The 13,056-nt window shown below is 66.6% G+C and carries 12 protein-coding genes and 1 riboswitch; all 12 genes read right to left on the bottom strand.

Annotation, left to right across the window (positions count from 1 at the left end):
• Nucleotides 1-16: 16 nt before the first annotated feature.
• Genes C0Z18_RS14910 through C0Z18_RS14855 form a run of 12 tightly spaced genes read right to left on the bottom strand, consistent with a single transcriptional unit; the run spans nt 17 to nt 12,421 of the window.
• Nucleotides 17-1,195, bottom strand: a complete 1,179-nt coding sequence (locus C0Z18_RS14910) for a beta-ketoacyl-[acyl-carrier-protein] synthase family protein (protein ID WP_102646187.1) — start codon at nt 1,193-1,195, stop codon at nt 17-19.
• On the bottom strand, nt 1,192-3,642 hold the full coding sequence (locus C0Z18_RS14905) for an MMPL family transporter (protein ID WP_102646186.1): 2,451 nt from the start codon (nt 3,640-3,642) through the stop codon (nt 1,192-1,194). The genes C0Z18_RS14910 and C0Z18_RS14905 overlap by 4 nt, the downstream gene beginning before the upstream one ends.
• Before the next feature lie 2 nt (nt 3,643-3,644).
• On the bottom strand, nt 3,645-4,355 hold the full coding sequence (locus tag C0Z18_RS14900) for an outer membrane lipoprotein carrier protein LolA (RefSeq protein ID WP_102646185.1): 711 nt from the start codon (nt 4,353-4,355) through the stop codon (nt 3,645-3,647).
• Nucleotides 4,352-4,774 carry an acyl-CoA thioesterase gene (locus C0Z18_RS14895; protein ID WP_102646184.1) on the bottom strand — a complete coding sequence of 141 codons (423 nt, stop codon included), beginning with the start codon at nt 4,772-4,774 and terminating at the stop codon, nt 4,352-4,354. Before C0Z18_RS14895 ends, C0Z18_RS14900 begins: the two co-directional genes overlap by 4 nt.
• Nucleotides 4,775-6,385: an HAL/PAL/TAL family ammonia-lyase gene (locus C0Z18_RS14890; protein ID WP_102646183.1), complete on the bottom strand. Its 1,611-nt coding sequence runs from the start codon at nt 6,383-6,385 to the stop codon at nt 4,775-4,777.
• Complete coding sequence (locus C0Z18_RS14885; RefSeq protein ID WP_102646182.1) at nt 6,372-8,087, bottom strand: glycosyltransferase family 2 protein; 1,716 nt, start codon at nt 8,085-8,087, stop codon at nt 6,372-6,374. The genes C0Z18_RS14890 and C0Z18_RS14885 overlap by 14 nt, the downstream gene beginning before the upstream one ends.
• Nucleotides 8,084-9,778 (bottom strand): AMP-binding protein, encoded by a 1,695-nt coding sequence (locus tag C0Z18_RS14880; protein ID WP_408647001.1) that lies wholly within the window; start codon nt 9,776-9,778, stop codon nt 8,084-8,086. Before C0Z18_RS14880 ends, C0Z18_RS14885 begins: the two co-directional genes overlap by 4 nt.
• The gene (locus tag C0Z18_RS14875) at nt 9,775-10,398 is read right to left on the bottom strand and encodes a COG4648 family protein (RefSeq protein ID WP_102646181.1); all 624 of its coding nucleotides are present in this window, start codon (nt 10,396-10,398) and stop codon (nt 9,775-9,777) included. Before C0Z18_RS14875 ends, C0Z18_RS14880 begins: the two co-directional genes overlap by 4 nt.
• Nucleotides 10,399-10,402: 4 nt before the next feature.
• Nucleotides 10,403-10,648, bottom strand: coding sequence for an acyl carrier protein (locus C0Z18_RS14870; RefSeq protein ID WP_102646180.1), 246 nt, complete (start codon nt 10,646-10,648; stop codon nt 10,403-10,405).
• Between the two features lie 3 nt (nt 10,649-10,651).
• Nucleotides 10,652-10,951, bottom strand: coding sequence for a phosphopantetheine-binding protein (locus C0Z18_RS14865; RefSeq protein WP_102646263.1), 300 nt, complete (start codon nt 10,949-10,951; stop codon nt 10,652-10,654).
• Nucleotides 10,926-11,732 (bottom strand): lysophospholipid acyltransferase family protein, encoded by an 807-nt coding sequence (locus C0Z18_RS14860; protein ID WP_102646179.1) that lies wholly within the window; start codon nt 11,730-11,732, stop codon nt 10,926-10,928. The genes C0Z18_RS14865 and C0Z18_RS14860 overlap by 26 nt, the downstream gene beginning before the upstream one ends.
• Complete coding sequence (locus C0Z18_RS14855) at nt 11,729-12,421, bottom strand: beta-ketoacyl synthase chain length factor (RefSeq protein ID WP_102646178.1); 693 nt, start codon at nt 12,419-12,421, stop codon at nt 11,729-11,731. The genes C0Z18_RS14860 and C0Z18_RS14855 overlap by 4 nt, the downstream gene beginning before the upstream one ends.
• A gap of 391 nt (nt 12,422-12,812) precedes the next feature.
• A riboswitch (yybP-ykoY riboswitch) is annotated at nt 12,813-13,029 on the top strand.
• Nucleotides 13,030-13,056: the final 27 nt, after the last annotated feature.

Raw genomic sequence — 13,056 nt, 5'->3', positions numbered from 1 at the left:
AAATATCGTCGATCGTTCATGGCGCGAGCACGAGACTCACGTTGCTGCCGCCGAAAGCAAACGAATTGCTCATGACGGCTTGTCCGGGGGTGAGACGGCGCTCGTTCTCGATCAGATCGAGCGCCGGCAGCGCGGGATCGGCCAGGCCGTCCCAAAGATGGCGCGGCAGTTTGGCGCCTTCGCGCACGAGCGAGAGCCAGGCGAAGCCAAGCTCGGTCGCGCCCGCGGCGCCGAGCGTGTGTCCCGTAAACGGCTTCGTGCCGCTGGCCGCGACGCCGTCCGGGAACACGCGCGCCATCAGCCGCGCCTCCATCTCGTCGTTCTTGCGCGTGGCCGTCGCGTGCAAATTCACGTAACCGATCGAGCGCGCCGTCATGCCGGCGTCGGCCAGCGCCGCGCGCAGCGCCTGCTCGCCGCCCGCGCCCGACGGATCGGGCGCCGAGATGTGGTGCGCGTCGCTCGTCTCGCCGATCCCGGCCAAGCGCGCGGGGCCCTCGTCGCGGCTCATGAGGAACACCGCCGCGCCTTCGCCGATATTGATGCCGGCGCGGTTCGCGCTCATCGGATTCGTCAGCGCGAGGCTCGTCGATTCGAGCGCCGCGAAGCCGCGCACCGTCAGCTCGCACAGCGAATCGACGCCACCCACGACGAGCGCATCGCAAAGGCCGAGTTGCAACAAGCGGCGCGCGGCGGCGAACGCTTTGGCACTCGAGGTGCAGGCCGTCGAAATCGTGAACGCCGGTCCTTGCAGACCCAGCGCTGCCGCCGCGAACGGCGCTGCGCTGCCGATCTCCATCTGCGCATAGCGGAAAGGCGCATCGCCGCTACCCGGCTCGCGCGGTACACCGAGCGCCGCCTCGCCCGCGCCGATGCCCGACGTGCTCGTGCCGAGGATGACGCCCACCCGCGCCGCGCCGTAGCGCGCACAGGCGGCTCGCACCTCGGGTTCGATCTGCGCGAGCGCCGCGAGCAGCAGCCGGTTGTTGCGGCAGTCGTAATGCGCGAGTGGCGCCGGCGGCGCGAGTTCGAGCGCAGCTTGCACACGGCCGGCATAGGCACCTCCCTCGCCGCCGAGCGTGACCGGACCCATCCCGGGCGAAACACCGGACGCGAGTGCCGCGACGATCGCATCGGTATCGGCACCGAGCGCGTTCACCATGCCGAGGCTATGCAGATAAACAGCAGGCATCTTCATCGACGCTCTCCTTTTTGCGGCATGCCGATCGGCGCGAGCAACACCGATACGGCGATGCCGAGCGCAAGCGTGGCGCCGAAACTTTTCAACACGGGCATCGCGCTCATCGCGAGCAGTCCGAACGAGAGCAGCGTCGTCGCGGCCGAAAGCGCGACGCCGGTCCACACGGCACCGAGATCGGCCCCCTCGCGCACGCAGCCCTCGCGCAAAAACACGGCGTAGTTGACGCCCACGCCGAGCACGAGCATCAACGCGAGCCAGTTGAAGAGCGTCAGCGGCACACCCGCATAACCGAACGCGGCCAACGCAACGGCGACTGCGAGCACCACGGGCAGAACGACACGGATGCCCCCGCGCACGCGATAACGCGCGATGAGCAGCGCGCCGACGAGCACCAATGCCGCCGCCAGCCACAGCGCGCTGTCGAAACGGTAAGCACCGAACAAGCGCGATACGCTCGCGGCCTTATCGACGAATACGACGCCCGGCACCGTGTGCGCGAGCGCGGCCAGCGCGGGCAATTGGTCCGCGCTCGCGCCGAGCGGCATCACGATGGCCGCGTATTCGGATGCTCCTTGCGCCGCCGCGTGAGAGGCGCTCCCCTCCTGCACGGAGCCCAACCAGAGATGGCGATAGGGCTGAGACCAGGGCACCGCGAGCCAAGCATCGAGCGTCAGCGGCGCCGCGTGGCCGTGCGTCCAGGCATCGACGTATCGGTCCGCCACGTCCTCGCGCAAGCCACCGGCCATCAGCGTCGCGCGCACCGCGTCCGGTGCGTGCAGCACCGTCGAGGCGAGTAATGTACGGTCGGCCTGTTGGCGCCGGGCCGAAGGCACGAATTGCGAGACCGACTGCCAGCCGGAGAGGCGCCGCCCGCCGATCGGTGCATCCAAGCGCTCGCCGAGCGCCTCGCAGCGCTCGAGCACCGCTTCGGGCGTCGCCCCTTTGACGACGAACATGCGCGCGCCGTCATCGACCCCGATCGCTTCGCGCACGGCACGCTCTTGCGCGACGAGCGCGGCATCGCGCTGAACGAGCAGGTGAATATCGTCGTCGCTCGTCGCCCGCATCCACCCCGGCAGCGCTACCGCCAGCACGAGTACGGCGACGAACCACGCGCGGCGGCCGTCGAGCCCCGCGCGCCAAACGGACAGCAAGCGTGCGGCGCCATGGAACAGATGGGTCGGCGCGCGGCGCGCCGAACGCGTGAGCAGCACAGGCAACAGCGAGGTGACCGCGAAAAACGCGGCCGCGATGCCCACCATCGCAAAGCAAGCGATTTGCTTGAGCGCCGGAAACGGGGCCCACGCGAGGATCGCGTAGCCGAGCAAGCTCGTGGCGAGCGCGACGAGCAGCGCGGGACGCACTTCGCGCAAGCCGCGCCGGGCATCCCACTCGCGACCCGCACTGAGATAGACGACGAAATACTGAATCGAATAATCGACCGCTTCGCCGATCAAGCTCGCACCGAACACGAGCGTCAGCAAATGCAGTTGGCCGAACACGGCCATCGTCACGGCCAGTGCACAGCCGATGCCGATCGCTGTCGACACGAACCCCAACCCGATCAGCCTCGGCGAACGGAAGATCCAAAACATCAGCAGCGCAATGCCGCATGTCGACCATAGGCCGATCCGGTGCACGTCGTCTTCGGACGCGCGGCGCGCCGCATCGGCATAAAACACGGCGCCCGTGCGCGCGATGCGCACGTCCGGAAAGGCTTGCCCCGAAGCGTGCAGCGCGCTGGCCGTTGCTTCTCTGACCGCGTGCTGAACCGAAGTCTCATAGGCCGAACCCGGGAGCGTGGCCGTCACGAGTACGCTCGTGGCCGTCCCGCGATGGGCGACGAGCATCCCGTCTTCGATGCTCAGGTTCGTGGCCGAGAGCGGCAGCGCGCCGAGCCACCGGCTCAGCCAACCGAAGGGGTCGTCGGCAAGCGGTGCGGCCAGCCCCGCGCGCAGCGGATCGAAGAGCCGCTCGGCCAGCAAAGCCGGGAGCGTGGCCGAGCCTGACGCGAGTGCGGCGCGGTCGGCCGGCGTGAGCAACGAGAATCGATAAGGCAGATAAAAGCGTGCAACCTGCGTCACGTCGAACGGCGGAATCTCGGCCAACACGTGGCGGAAAGCGCCGCTCGCCGCGAGCGCCTGCCCGAGCTGCCGCGCGGCCGCCTTCGCATGGGCGGCGTCGTCGCTCGTCACGAGGTAGACCGCGCGTTCGCCCATCGTGGCCGCGAGCGCATCCAGCGCGTGCTCGGCAACCGGATCGGCTTCCGTCTTCGGCAACAATGCGAGCAGATTCGTCTGCAACGGCGGCTTGGACGCGAGACTGCCCCAAGCGGGGCCCGCGAAACGCCAGGCGCAATAGCCGATCGCGATGCATGCGATCACGGCCCACAGGAGCAACACGCGAACGCGCTGATGGGTCTGCCCTCGTTGCACGACTTGCATCGTCAATGCGCTCCGAACAACGCCGACTCGGCGGGCGACAACTTATCGATTCCCTCGCTGCCGGAAAAGTCGAGGCGCGTGGTGTCGCCGTTGGCGGACGTGATCTCGAGCATGCTCAGGAACGCACCGCCCTCCATGCGCAGAAATTTGATCGCCTGCGCGAGCTGCGGCTGGTTCGGCGTCAGCGACAGGCGCCACTTCGCGGGCGAGCCGTCGGCGGCCACATCGAATTGCGAATACAGCGCCGACAAATCGCCTCCGAGCATGGCACGCATCATCTGCGACACCCGCGCGATGCCGCCGCGCGCGCGAGCCTGAGTCGTATGCACGCCGCTCGCATCGATCTTCTCGACCCCGGCGTCGCCGATGACGTAGGTCACGCGATACGGTGACTCGGTACGCCAGATCACGCCGCGATCGCGCACGAAAACGAGCGAGCCGGTACTGACGAGCGGAGCCGCCAACGCGGCCAGCGTTTGCGTTTGGCGAAATTGCGCACGCACGCCAGTCTTATGCGCCAACTGCGCGGCAATGCGGGCAACGAGTCCGGCCTGCGCGTTGGCCGCGCTGCTCGGGGCCGCGCGCTCCGCGACCTGAGGCGCATCCGCGGCCGTCGCCGTCGCGCTATGAAGCGCAGGCCACGCGAGCGCGCAAGTGGCGGCGAAGGCAGCGAGCGAGTGACGGCGTACGAAGCGTGTAAAACGACGATTCATCGCTGCCCCAGCTTTTCGAAAACGATCGGTGGCGAGACGAACTGCAATTCCTGCGTCGCGGCGCAAACGGCGACTTGAATCGTGTAACCCTTCGTGAGCCGCTCGCCCGAGGCGGCATCGACGATCGTATAGCCGATCTTCAGCCGGTTTTCGAACTCGAGCAACTCGGTCCGCACTTCGAGCGTCTGTCCATAAATGGCGGGCCGCACGTACTTCAAATGCGCCTCGACGATCGGCCACAAATAGCCCGATGCCTGCATCGCCGGATAGTCGTAGTCGAACACGCGCAACAGCGCGGCGCGGCCGATCTCGAAATACTTCAAATAGTGGCCGTGCCAGCACACGTTCATCGCATCGACGTCGTGAAACGGCACTTCCACGAGGGCGCAGGCCGTCGGCAGTAAGCGATTCCGGTCCATTCAGCGCCCCGCCTCGTCGTACGCGCGCGGCGCGCATGCCGCGACGAGCGCGCCGTCCGCGATGGTTTGGGTCAGTGCGCGCAATTCGCGTTCGAGCGGACGATCTTCTCCAACGAACGGCGACAGCGCGCCCACGCGCTCGACGAACGCCGCCAGCGGCCCGGTGAGCGACGTACCCGGCGTCACCGACAGTCGCAGCCGCGCCGCCTGCGCGGCCGCGAGCGTGTGCGCCGCCGCGACTTGCTCGGTCAACTCGAGCACGCGCAGGCAATCGCGCGCCGCGATCGTGCCCATGCTGACCTTGTCTTGATTGTGCGCTTCGGTCGAGCGCGAGAACACGCTCGCCGGCATCGTCAGCTTCAGCGCTTCCGCCGTCCACGCGGACGAGGATATCTGCACCGCCTTGAAACCATGGCAAATCGGCGCGCGCGCCAAACTGGCACCCGACAGATTGCGCGGCAAGCCGTTGTTGAACTTGTCGTCGACGATCAGCGCGAACTGGCGATCCATCAGATCGGCCAGATTGGCCACCGCGGTCTTGAGCGCATCCATCGCGAACGCGATGTGGCCGCCGTAGAAGTTGCCGCCGTGCAAGACGCGCTCGCCGTCGACGTCGATCAGCGGGTTGTCGTTCGCGCTGTTCAACTCGTTCTCCACATCGCGGCGCACCCAGGAGAGCGCGTCTTGCGCCACGCCGATGACATGCGGCGCGCAGCGTATCGAGTAGCGATCCTGCAAACGCTGCCCCGACGTATCCTCGCGCCCCGCGAGATCCTCGCGAATCCACGCGGCGGCCTGCGCCTGCCCCGCATGGGGCTTGACCTCGAAGATCGTCGCATCGAAGTGCGCGGCGCGGCCGTCGAGCGCTACCGTGCACAACGCCGTCAAACGCGAGGCCAGGCGGGTCAGCTGCGCCGCGCGCGTGAATGCGAGACAGGCGAGCCCCGTCATCACGGCCGTACCGTTCATCAGCGCGAGACCCTCTTTCGGCGCGAGGTGCAACGGCGATCGGCCCAACTCGGCCCACACCTCGCCGGCCTCGCGCACCTGCCCGCGATACGCGACGTCACGCTCGCCGACGAGCGCCGCGGCGACGTACGACAGCGGCGTCAGATCGCCGCTCGCGCCCACCGACCCCTCGGCCGGAATGCGCGGCAACACGTCGAAATTGATCAGATCGGCAAGCCGCTCGAGCAAGGTCACGCGAACGCCCGAGTACCCGTAGGCGAGCGAGTTCAAGCGCGCGGCCACGACGGCGCGCGTCTCGGCGGGCTCGAGCAAACGCCCCATGCCACATCCGTGATAGCGCGTGAGCTGCAACGGCAGCGCCTCGACCAGCTCGGGCGGCACACTCACGACGCAGGCGTCGCCATAGCCGGTATTGACGCCGTACACGGTCGCGCCCGCATCGAGCCGGGCGCGCAAAAATTCCGCCCCGCGCTCGATATGGGCACGCCACGCGGGATCGCCGTTCAATGCGACGCCGGCACGGCCATCGGCGATCGCCGCGACGTCTTCGATCGTCAGCTTGCGCCCGCCGATCCGCACGGCTTCGCGCGCCCCTCGTCCTTCGGTCGCGGTTCGACGCGCGGTCAAATCATCTTCGGCCATTGCCCTCTCCACTCTGGCGCGCCCAGAAATCGAAAAAATTGAACCATTGAAACGGTGCCTTACGGCAGTAGTATTCGAGCCGCTCGGCATAGCGGCGAGCATGCGCCGCGAGATGGGCCGCGCGCTCGCGCCGCGGCAACTCGATACGCTCGGCGAACGATTCGAAATAGAGCCGATAGCGGCCCGCTTCTTTCAAGCAAAAGAACAGATACACGGGACAGCCGAGCGCATGCGCCAGCACGTACGGCCCTTGGGCGAACGCCGCGGCGGCGCCGAGAAACGGCGCTTGCACGACACGGCCTGCTTCATGGGCCGGCACGCGATCGCCGACGATGACGAGCAGTTCGCCCGCGTCGATGCGCTCTTGCATCATCATCGCCGTCTCGGGACCGAAATCCGCCACCTCGACCATGCGCCTTGCGAAATCGCGATGGGCGCCGGCCAGCACGCTATTGAAGCGGCGCGCGTGCTCCGTGTAGACGACGGCCGTGACCTTGGCGTGCGAGCCGCGCACGGCCAGCGCGCGCGTCATTTCGAGATTGCCGAGATGCGCGCCGATGACGAGCGCGCCCTTGCCGCTCGCGACCAGTGCTTCGAACGCCGACGGATCGTCGAATTCGATACCCGCATGTTGCAGGCGCCCGGTCCAAGCGGCGAGCTTGTCGAGCCCCGCTTCGGCGAAGGCGAGCATGTGCCGATACGCCGAGCGCCAACCCGGCCGAGGCGTCTCGCGCCCGGGCGAGCTTTCGCGCAGACGCTCGAAATAACGCCGCGATTCGGCGCGCGCCGCATGACCCGTCAGCACGAAATACGCGACGATAGGATGCAACCAAAGGCGCGTGAAGCGCATGCCGAACAAGCGGCAACTGAGCGCGAGCAAGCGCATGCCGGTGCGGCTGCCGCGCTCGGCGATACGCCACCAGCCGGGCCGGTCGCCGCAGGCGGCGCGCTCGGCCGGGCGCGGCAACGCTTTGCGCGCCAGCAGCATCGGCAAGCGCGCGAGCATGCCGGCGACGAGGCGAACATGGCTACCACTGATGCGCACGTTATCGCGCACCACGTCGAAATGCGAAAGACCGCCGGCCGCGTAGGTGACGCGCGTCGGGATCGTCACGAAGCGCTGCGTGCGCCACGATAGGCGCACGAGGATTTCGATATCGAAGTCCATACGCGTCGGCAACGCCACCGTTTCGATCAGCGCGCAGGCGGCATCGAGCGGATACAAACGGAAGCCGCACATGGAATCGGGAATCGCGAACGAAAGCGTTTCGATCCAGACCCAGACATGCGTCAAGTAACGGCCGTACAAGCGCGCTTTGGGCACGCTCTCGTCGTAGACGGGCCGCCCCAATACGACCGCATCGGGCGCGGCCCGCGCGGCCTCGAGGAAGCGCGGGACGTCGGCGGCGTCGTGTTGGCCGTCGGCATCGATCTGCAGCGCATGGGTGAAGCCCGCCTTGCGAGCCGCGAGAAGCCCCGCCATCACGGCAGCGCCCTTGCCGCCGTTCACGGGCAAGCGCAATAGCGAGACTTGCGGCGCTAGGCGCTCGGCCAACTCGGCCAGCGCTGCTTGCGTGGCTTCATCGCTGCCGTCGTCGACGACGAAGATCGGCAACGCGTAAGGCACGAGCCGCGCCAGCGTAGCGCCGATCTCGTCTTTGTGGTTGTAAATCGGGATGACGATCGCTGCCCGCAGGGTCATGCCGCCCCCTGGTATGCGATCACGCCCGATGCGCTGTCGCGCTCGCCCAGACGGAACGCGAACCGCATTTTGCGGCGCGCCTCGTCGTGCGCGAGCGTCAAATGCAATATCGCGCCCGGCGGCACCGGCGCCATGAACTTGAGTCGCTCGACGGCAAGCACCGAACGCACCTCGGGCCAATGCTCGGCGCCCAATTGGACCGCCCAATCGATCTGCACGACGCCGGGCAAGATCGGCAAGCCCGGGAAATGGCCGGCGAAGTGCACGAGCGTCGGCGGCACGCGCAACTCGTAATGCAACGCCCCTTCGTGCGCGCATTGCGCGAGCACTTCCATACCCTGCGTACGCGCATCGAATGCGGCCGCCACGGCGGCAGCCGGCAACTTGCCGCGCGCATCGAACGGCAGCGCCGAGCAAAAACGCCAGCGCCGCGGCAGCACCACGGCGTCGACGTACTCGCCCAAGTGCGTGCGCAGCGTCTTGGCCAGGACCACGCGTCCGCTTTCGAGCAGCGCGGCCGAACCCTCGGCCGTCAGCGCGACCCATACGCCGAGCCGCTCTCGCGCCGCTCCGGGCAGCACGACCGCCGCGGCTTGCGTCACATAGGGATGGCGTGCGAGATGCGTCTCGATTTCCGGCAGCGATACGCGCTTGCCGTCCAGCTTGACGACGCGATCCAGGCGCCCCTTCAAACGAAAGCGACCGTCTTCGTCGAACGCAACGGCATCGTCCGTGCGATGCCAATCGTCATGGCCGAGATGCGGCGAGCGCACGACGAGCGCGCCATCCGCGTCGCATTTGAGTTCGGCACCGGGCACCGCCTGCCAAGCATCCGAGAGATCGCGCCGGCGCCACGCGATACCGCCCGTTTCCGTACTGCCGTAAATCTCGAGGGGTGCCGCACCGAACCTGCTCGCATACGCGTTCGCCGTTTCCTCGCCGAGCGCGCCGCCCGACGAAAAGTAAGCGCACGGCGCCGGCGCCAGCGTATCGAAGCCCGGCAACGCGAGCCAGCGATCCAGATGCGAAGGACTCGACACCACGGCCGCGCGCCCCACCCGCTCGAGGCGCGCCTGCAGTTGCAGCGGCTCCGCGCAGCTTGCACGGTCGAATGCGCGACCCGCCGCGAGCGGCCAGAACACGCGAAACAGCAAACCGTAGATATGCCGATGCGGAACGCTGGCCAGCATCGGCGCCTGCCCGAGCATGGCGCCCCACTGCGTCTCGAGCGTGCGAACCTCCGCATCGAACTGGGCGAGACGCTTGCGCACGGCCTTCGGCACACCGCTGCTGCCCGAGGTGTAAAGCGTGAGCGGCGCTTGCGGGTCGATATGGCGGCCGTGCATCGACGCCCCCATGCAGGCGTCGACCACCGGCAACTCGGCCGCGGTCAGCAAGACGTCGTAGCAGGAGCCGAGCATCGCCAGATACGCCGGCGTGGACGTCGATGGGATCACCGGCTCCTTGCCGCATGCGAGCGATGCGAACAAAGCGCAGGCGAACTCGAAAGGATCGTCGAGACAGAGCGCGGCACGCTGCCCCGTCTGCAGTTCCAGCCAGCTCACATAAGCGGCCACGCGCGCCTTGAACGCGCGAAAATCGAGCGTCGAGGCTTCATCCAGGCACACTACCGTGCCATCCTCGCGCGCTGCCCAGAGCAGCTCGTGCAGTGCCACGAACGATGCGTTCAACGCGTCTTCTCCCGCAACACGAACGCATGACGCCAAGCGATTTCCCCTGCGATCAACATGCCGATCAATAAATAAGTGACGAGACCGTTATAGAGCGCCCACTGCGCGCGCGATCCCCAGATGGCGCAAGCCGCCGACACCGCGCCGTTGATCACGAAGAACGCGCACCATACCTGCGTGACGCGGCGCGTGTAGCGCACGGCCCGCGCATCGAGTTCGGGCCGGCGCACACGCGCGAACTTCTCGATCATCGAGGGACCGCCGCCGACGAGCGTGGCGCCGAACGCCACGAACATGGAGGCGTTGACGACGATCGGGTAAGCCCGCAGCAACGCCTCGCTGCCGGTCACGGCGATCGCCGCCGACAAGCCGGTCATCGCGAGGGCCGCGGCCCATTCCAAGCGCGTGAACTTTGCCAGCAGCGCACCGAGGCTGCCCGCGCCGAGCACGCGTTGCAGCCATAGCAGCGCGAGCAAGGCGATGCCGATGAAACGCGGCGAGCCGATCCGTAGGCACGCGAGAATCACGACCGGATAAGCGATCCTCAGCGCGATGCTTGCCGCCACGCGTGCGCGCCGGCAAGACGGCGCGGGCGCCGCGCGGGTCGGAGCCGCCCGCATCGGATCAAGCCGCCAACAGCGATTCGACGGCGCCGATCACGTCGCCGACCGTGCGCACCGTTTTGAACTCTTCGGGTTTGATGCGGCGGCCCGTCATTTCCTGAAGCTTGATGGCGAGATCGACGGCATCGATGCTGTCGAGGTCGAGATCTTCGAACAGATGCGCATCGGGTGTGACGCGCTCCGGCTCGATGGCGAAATTTTCGCTGAAGATGGCGCGAATACGCTCGAGAATTTCGATATCGGTCACGGTTTACTCCCCTTGCGTTGCAGTGTCGCTACCGGCATGTGCCGTTACTCGCTGGCTTTGCACGAGCGCTGCGAGCGTACTGATGGAACGAAAATGTTCGCGCGTGCGTTCGTCGTTCGCGGCGATCGTCAATGCGTAGTGCTTACGCAGCACGATGCCGATCTCGAGCGCGTCGATCGAATCGAGGCCGACACCGTCGGCGTCGAACAGCGCCGCATCGTCGTCGATATCCTCGGGACGCAAATCCTCGAGATCCAGCGCCTCGATCAATAACTGCTTAATTTCTAATTTTAAAGAATCCATACTGAAACAAATGCTCGGTGATGTGTACTTGAACTGCTTGGGCGACGACGCGTGCGGCCGCGGCATGCGGCGTGTCGGGCGTGGCGAAACGATCGAGCGCGAGCGGCTCGAGCGCGGCGATGCGCATGTTGAACGGCCGAGAAGGCACGTGATACCAGCGCATGCGCTTCGTGAAAGCGGGCGGATCGCAGTCGATCAACACCGGCCGAATCGATACGCCCGAGCGCAGCGCCATATGCGCAAAGCCACGCGAGAACGGATGCAGACGGTCGCCGCCGGGGCTGCGCGTGCCCTCGGGAAAGATGATCATCGTGTAGCCGGCGGCGAGCTGACGCGCACCGGCCTCGACCAATTCCGTTGGATCGGCATTGCTGACGTATTGAGCCGCGCGCACGATGCCCCAGAAGCACGGGTTGCCCCAGTGCACGTTCTTGACGACGCAGCAGGCACGCGGAATCAGCGCGAGCAGGACCATCACGTCGAGGTAGGTCGGATGGTTCGCGACGATGATCGACGGACCGCGCGCATTGATAGCCGCCACCCCGCTCGCCTCGAGCGTCATGACGCCGAACGCTTGCAGTAACGCGACGAGTGCGCGAAAGAAGTAGTGAATGATCGAGGCGACGACGCGCTGACTCGACGCCCGATGCGGCCACAGCCAAGCGAACGGAAACACGAGTACGGAAAACAAGACGCCGCATATGCCGAACGCGGTAAACGCGGCGCCGGTGGCCATGAGGCGCCACGTCCTGCCGATCCGTGCCATGACCGCGGGACTCATCGCGCACCACTGGAACGAAACGACCACTGCCAGCGGCGGCCCAGCCCTTGCCAGCCTGCCGCGGCGCGCGCGCTCAGGCCTTGCATCAACGCTTCGCCCTGCGTCGCATACGCCGGCGCGCACGGCGCATCGAGCGCGGGACCGGACGCGCATTCGAGTTCATCCGGCGCATCGCGATCGAGCAAGATCGCGAGCGCGCCGGCCGGCATCTCATGATCGATCGCACCATAACGCTCGTCGGCGGGCTCATCGGCATAGACCATGAGCACCGGGGTGGCCGGATCGGCGCTGTATTGCGCATGCGCCTCGAGCAAAGCATAGCCGAGCGTTTCGGCGCCGGCCGAGATCGCGGTAGCGGGCGAGCGATCGTCTCGCGCAATGCCATAGACGCCCGTCATCGCATTGAGCACGGACAGGCTAAAGGCGGTGGGAGAAACGGGCTGATTCGCCACGATGTCGTCGAGCATGCTCGTCGTGCGGCGCAATTCGCCGTGACGCGAAGCAAACACGAGACGCACCGAGGGCGAGTCGGACGCGCAATCGTGCGCGACTTTCAGCGCCATCTTGGACAGCGTACTAAGCCGGCGCCGCACGAGCGGGTCGATGAATTTCACATCGGGAGCGGCTGTTGCTCCGGGTGGCAGGCAGGACCACCGGGCAACTGGAATGGTCCAGCGTAAATCGAGCATTTCGTTATTCGTCTTCGAATCAGAATCGCCGGTTGCCCGGCGCAAAGATGAGAACGACGAAAGCCCCGACAGCACCCCCGCGCACCACACCCCGAGTTGGTCAATGTTCTTTTTATTTGACGTTATCCGGGCATAACGATGCGACACTCCGCACCCTGGCAGAGAGCTTTCAGTTATTTTTCATTTCTATTTCAGACGTCCCGGAAACCGCCGTGCGTGATATTACTGAAAATTGCGTACCAAAAACAGCGCTAAACCTAGACGTCGCATTCTTGCGACGTTCAGCAGGCACTTAGGTCCGGCGCGGACCCGCGACGCGCTCCGCCTCGTCCAAGACCGAGCGCATCCTCGTATCGCCCCCGCTTCCATCTCGGCCGGGTTGTGCTAGAATCCGCCCCTCATTGGGGAGTAGCCGCCCCGCCGCATCGCCTGCCTGCGCGGCCATCGAGCATCGATCGCCGCACACGATCCCACCCTGGGATCCGTTTTGGCAGCGCGCATGATTCGCGGGGGCGTCCGTCAACATACTTGGTTCCATGCGGACCATGGCGGGCGCAGCCTTGGGGCCTGGCGAGACCGATGATCCTCGCGCTGCCGCTTTCAGGGCCCGGCCGCGCGATGGATCGTCGCTCGCT

It is taken from the genome of Trinickia dabaoshanensis (genome assembly GCF_002879885.1).
Taxonomy (GTDB): Bacteria; Pseudomonadota; Gammaproteobacteria; order Burkholderiales; family Burkholderiaceae; genus Trinickia; species Trinickia dabaoshanensis.
Note: the sequence above shows the minus strand (reverse complement) of the source record. Positions and strands in the feature narration are given on the sequence as shown.

Coding starts and splice junctions, on each gene's coding strand:
- C0Z18_RS14910 (WP_102646187.1), bottom strand. CDS start 1,195: ATGAAGATGCCTGCTGTTTATCTGCATAGCCTCGGCATGGTGAACGCG.
- C0Z18_RS14905 (WP_102646186.1), bottom strand. CDS start 3,642: ATGCAAGTCGTGCAACGAGGGCAGACCCATCAGCGCGTTCGCGTGTTG.
- C0Z18_RS14900 (WP_102646185.1), bottom strand. CDS start 4,355: ATGAATCGTCGTTTTACACGCTTCGTACGCCGTCACTCGCTCGCTGCC.
- C0Z18_RS14895 (WP_102646184.1), bottom strand. CDS start 4,774: ATGGACCGGAATCGCTTACTGCCGACGGCCTGCGCCCTCGTGGAAGTG.
- C0Z18_RS14890 (WP_102646183.1), bottom strand. CDS start 6,385: ATGGCCGAAGATGATTTGACCGCGCGTCGAACCGCGACCGAAGGACGA.
- C0Z18_RS14885 (WP_102646182.1), bottom strand. CDS start 8,087: ATGACCCTGCGGGCAGCGATCGTCATCCCGATTTACAACCACAAAGAC.
- C0Z18_RS14875 (WP_102646181.1), bottom strand. CDS start 10,398: ATGCGGGCGGCTCCGACCCGCGCGGCGCCCGCGCCGTCTTGCCGGCGC.
- C0Z18_RS14865 (WP_102646263.1), bottom strand. CDS start 10,951: ATGGATTCTTTAAAATTAGAAATTAAGCAGTTATTGATCGAGGCGCTG.
- C0Z18_RS14860 (WP_102646179.1), bottom strand. CDS start 11,732: ATGAGTCCCGCGGTCATGGCACGGATCGGCAGGACGTGGCGCCTCATG.
- C0Z18_RS14855 (WP_102646178.1), bottom strand. CDS start 12,421: ATGCTCGATTTACGCTGGACCATTCCAGTTGCCCGGTGGTCCTGCCTG.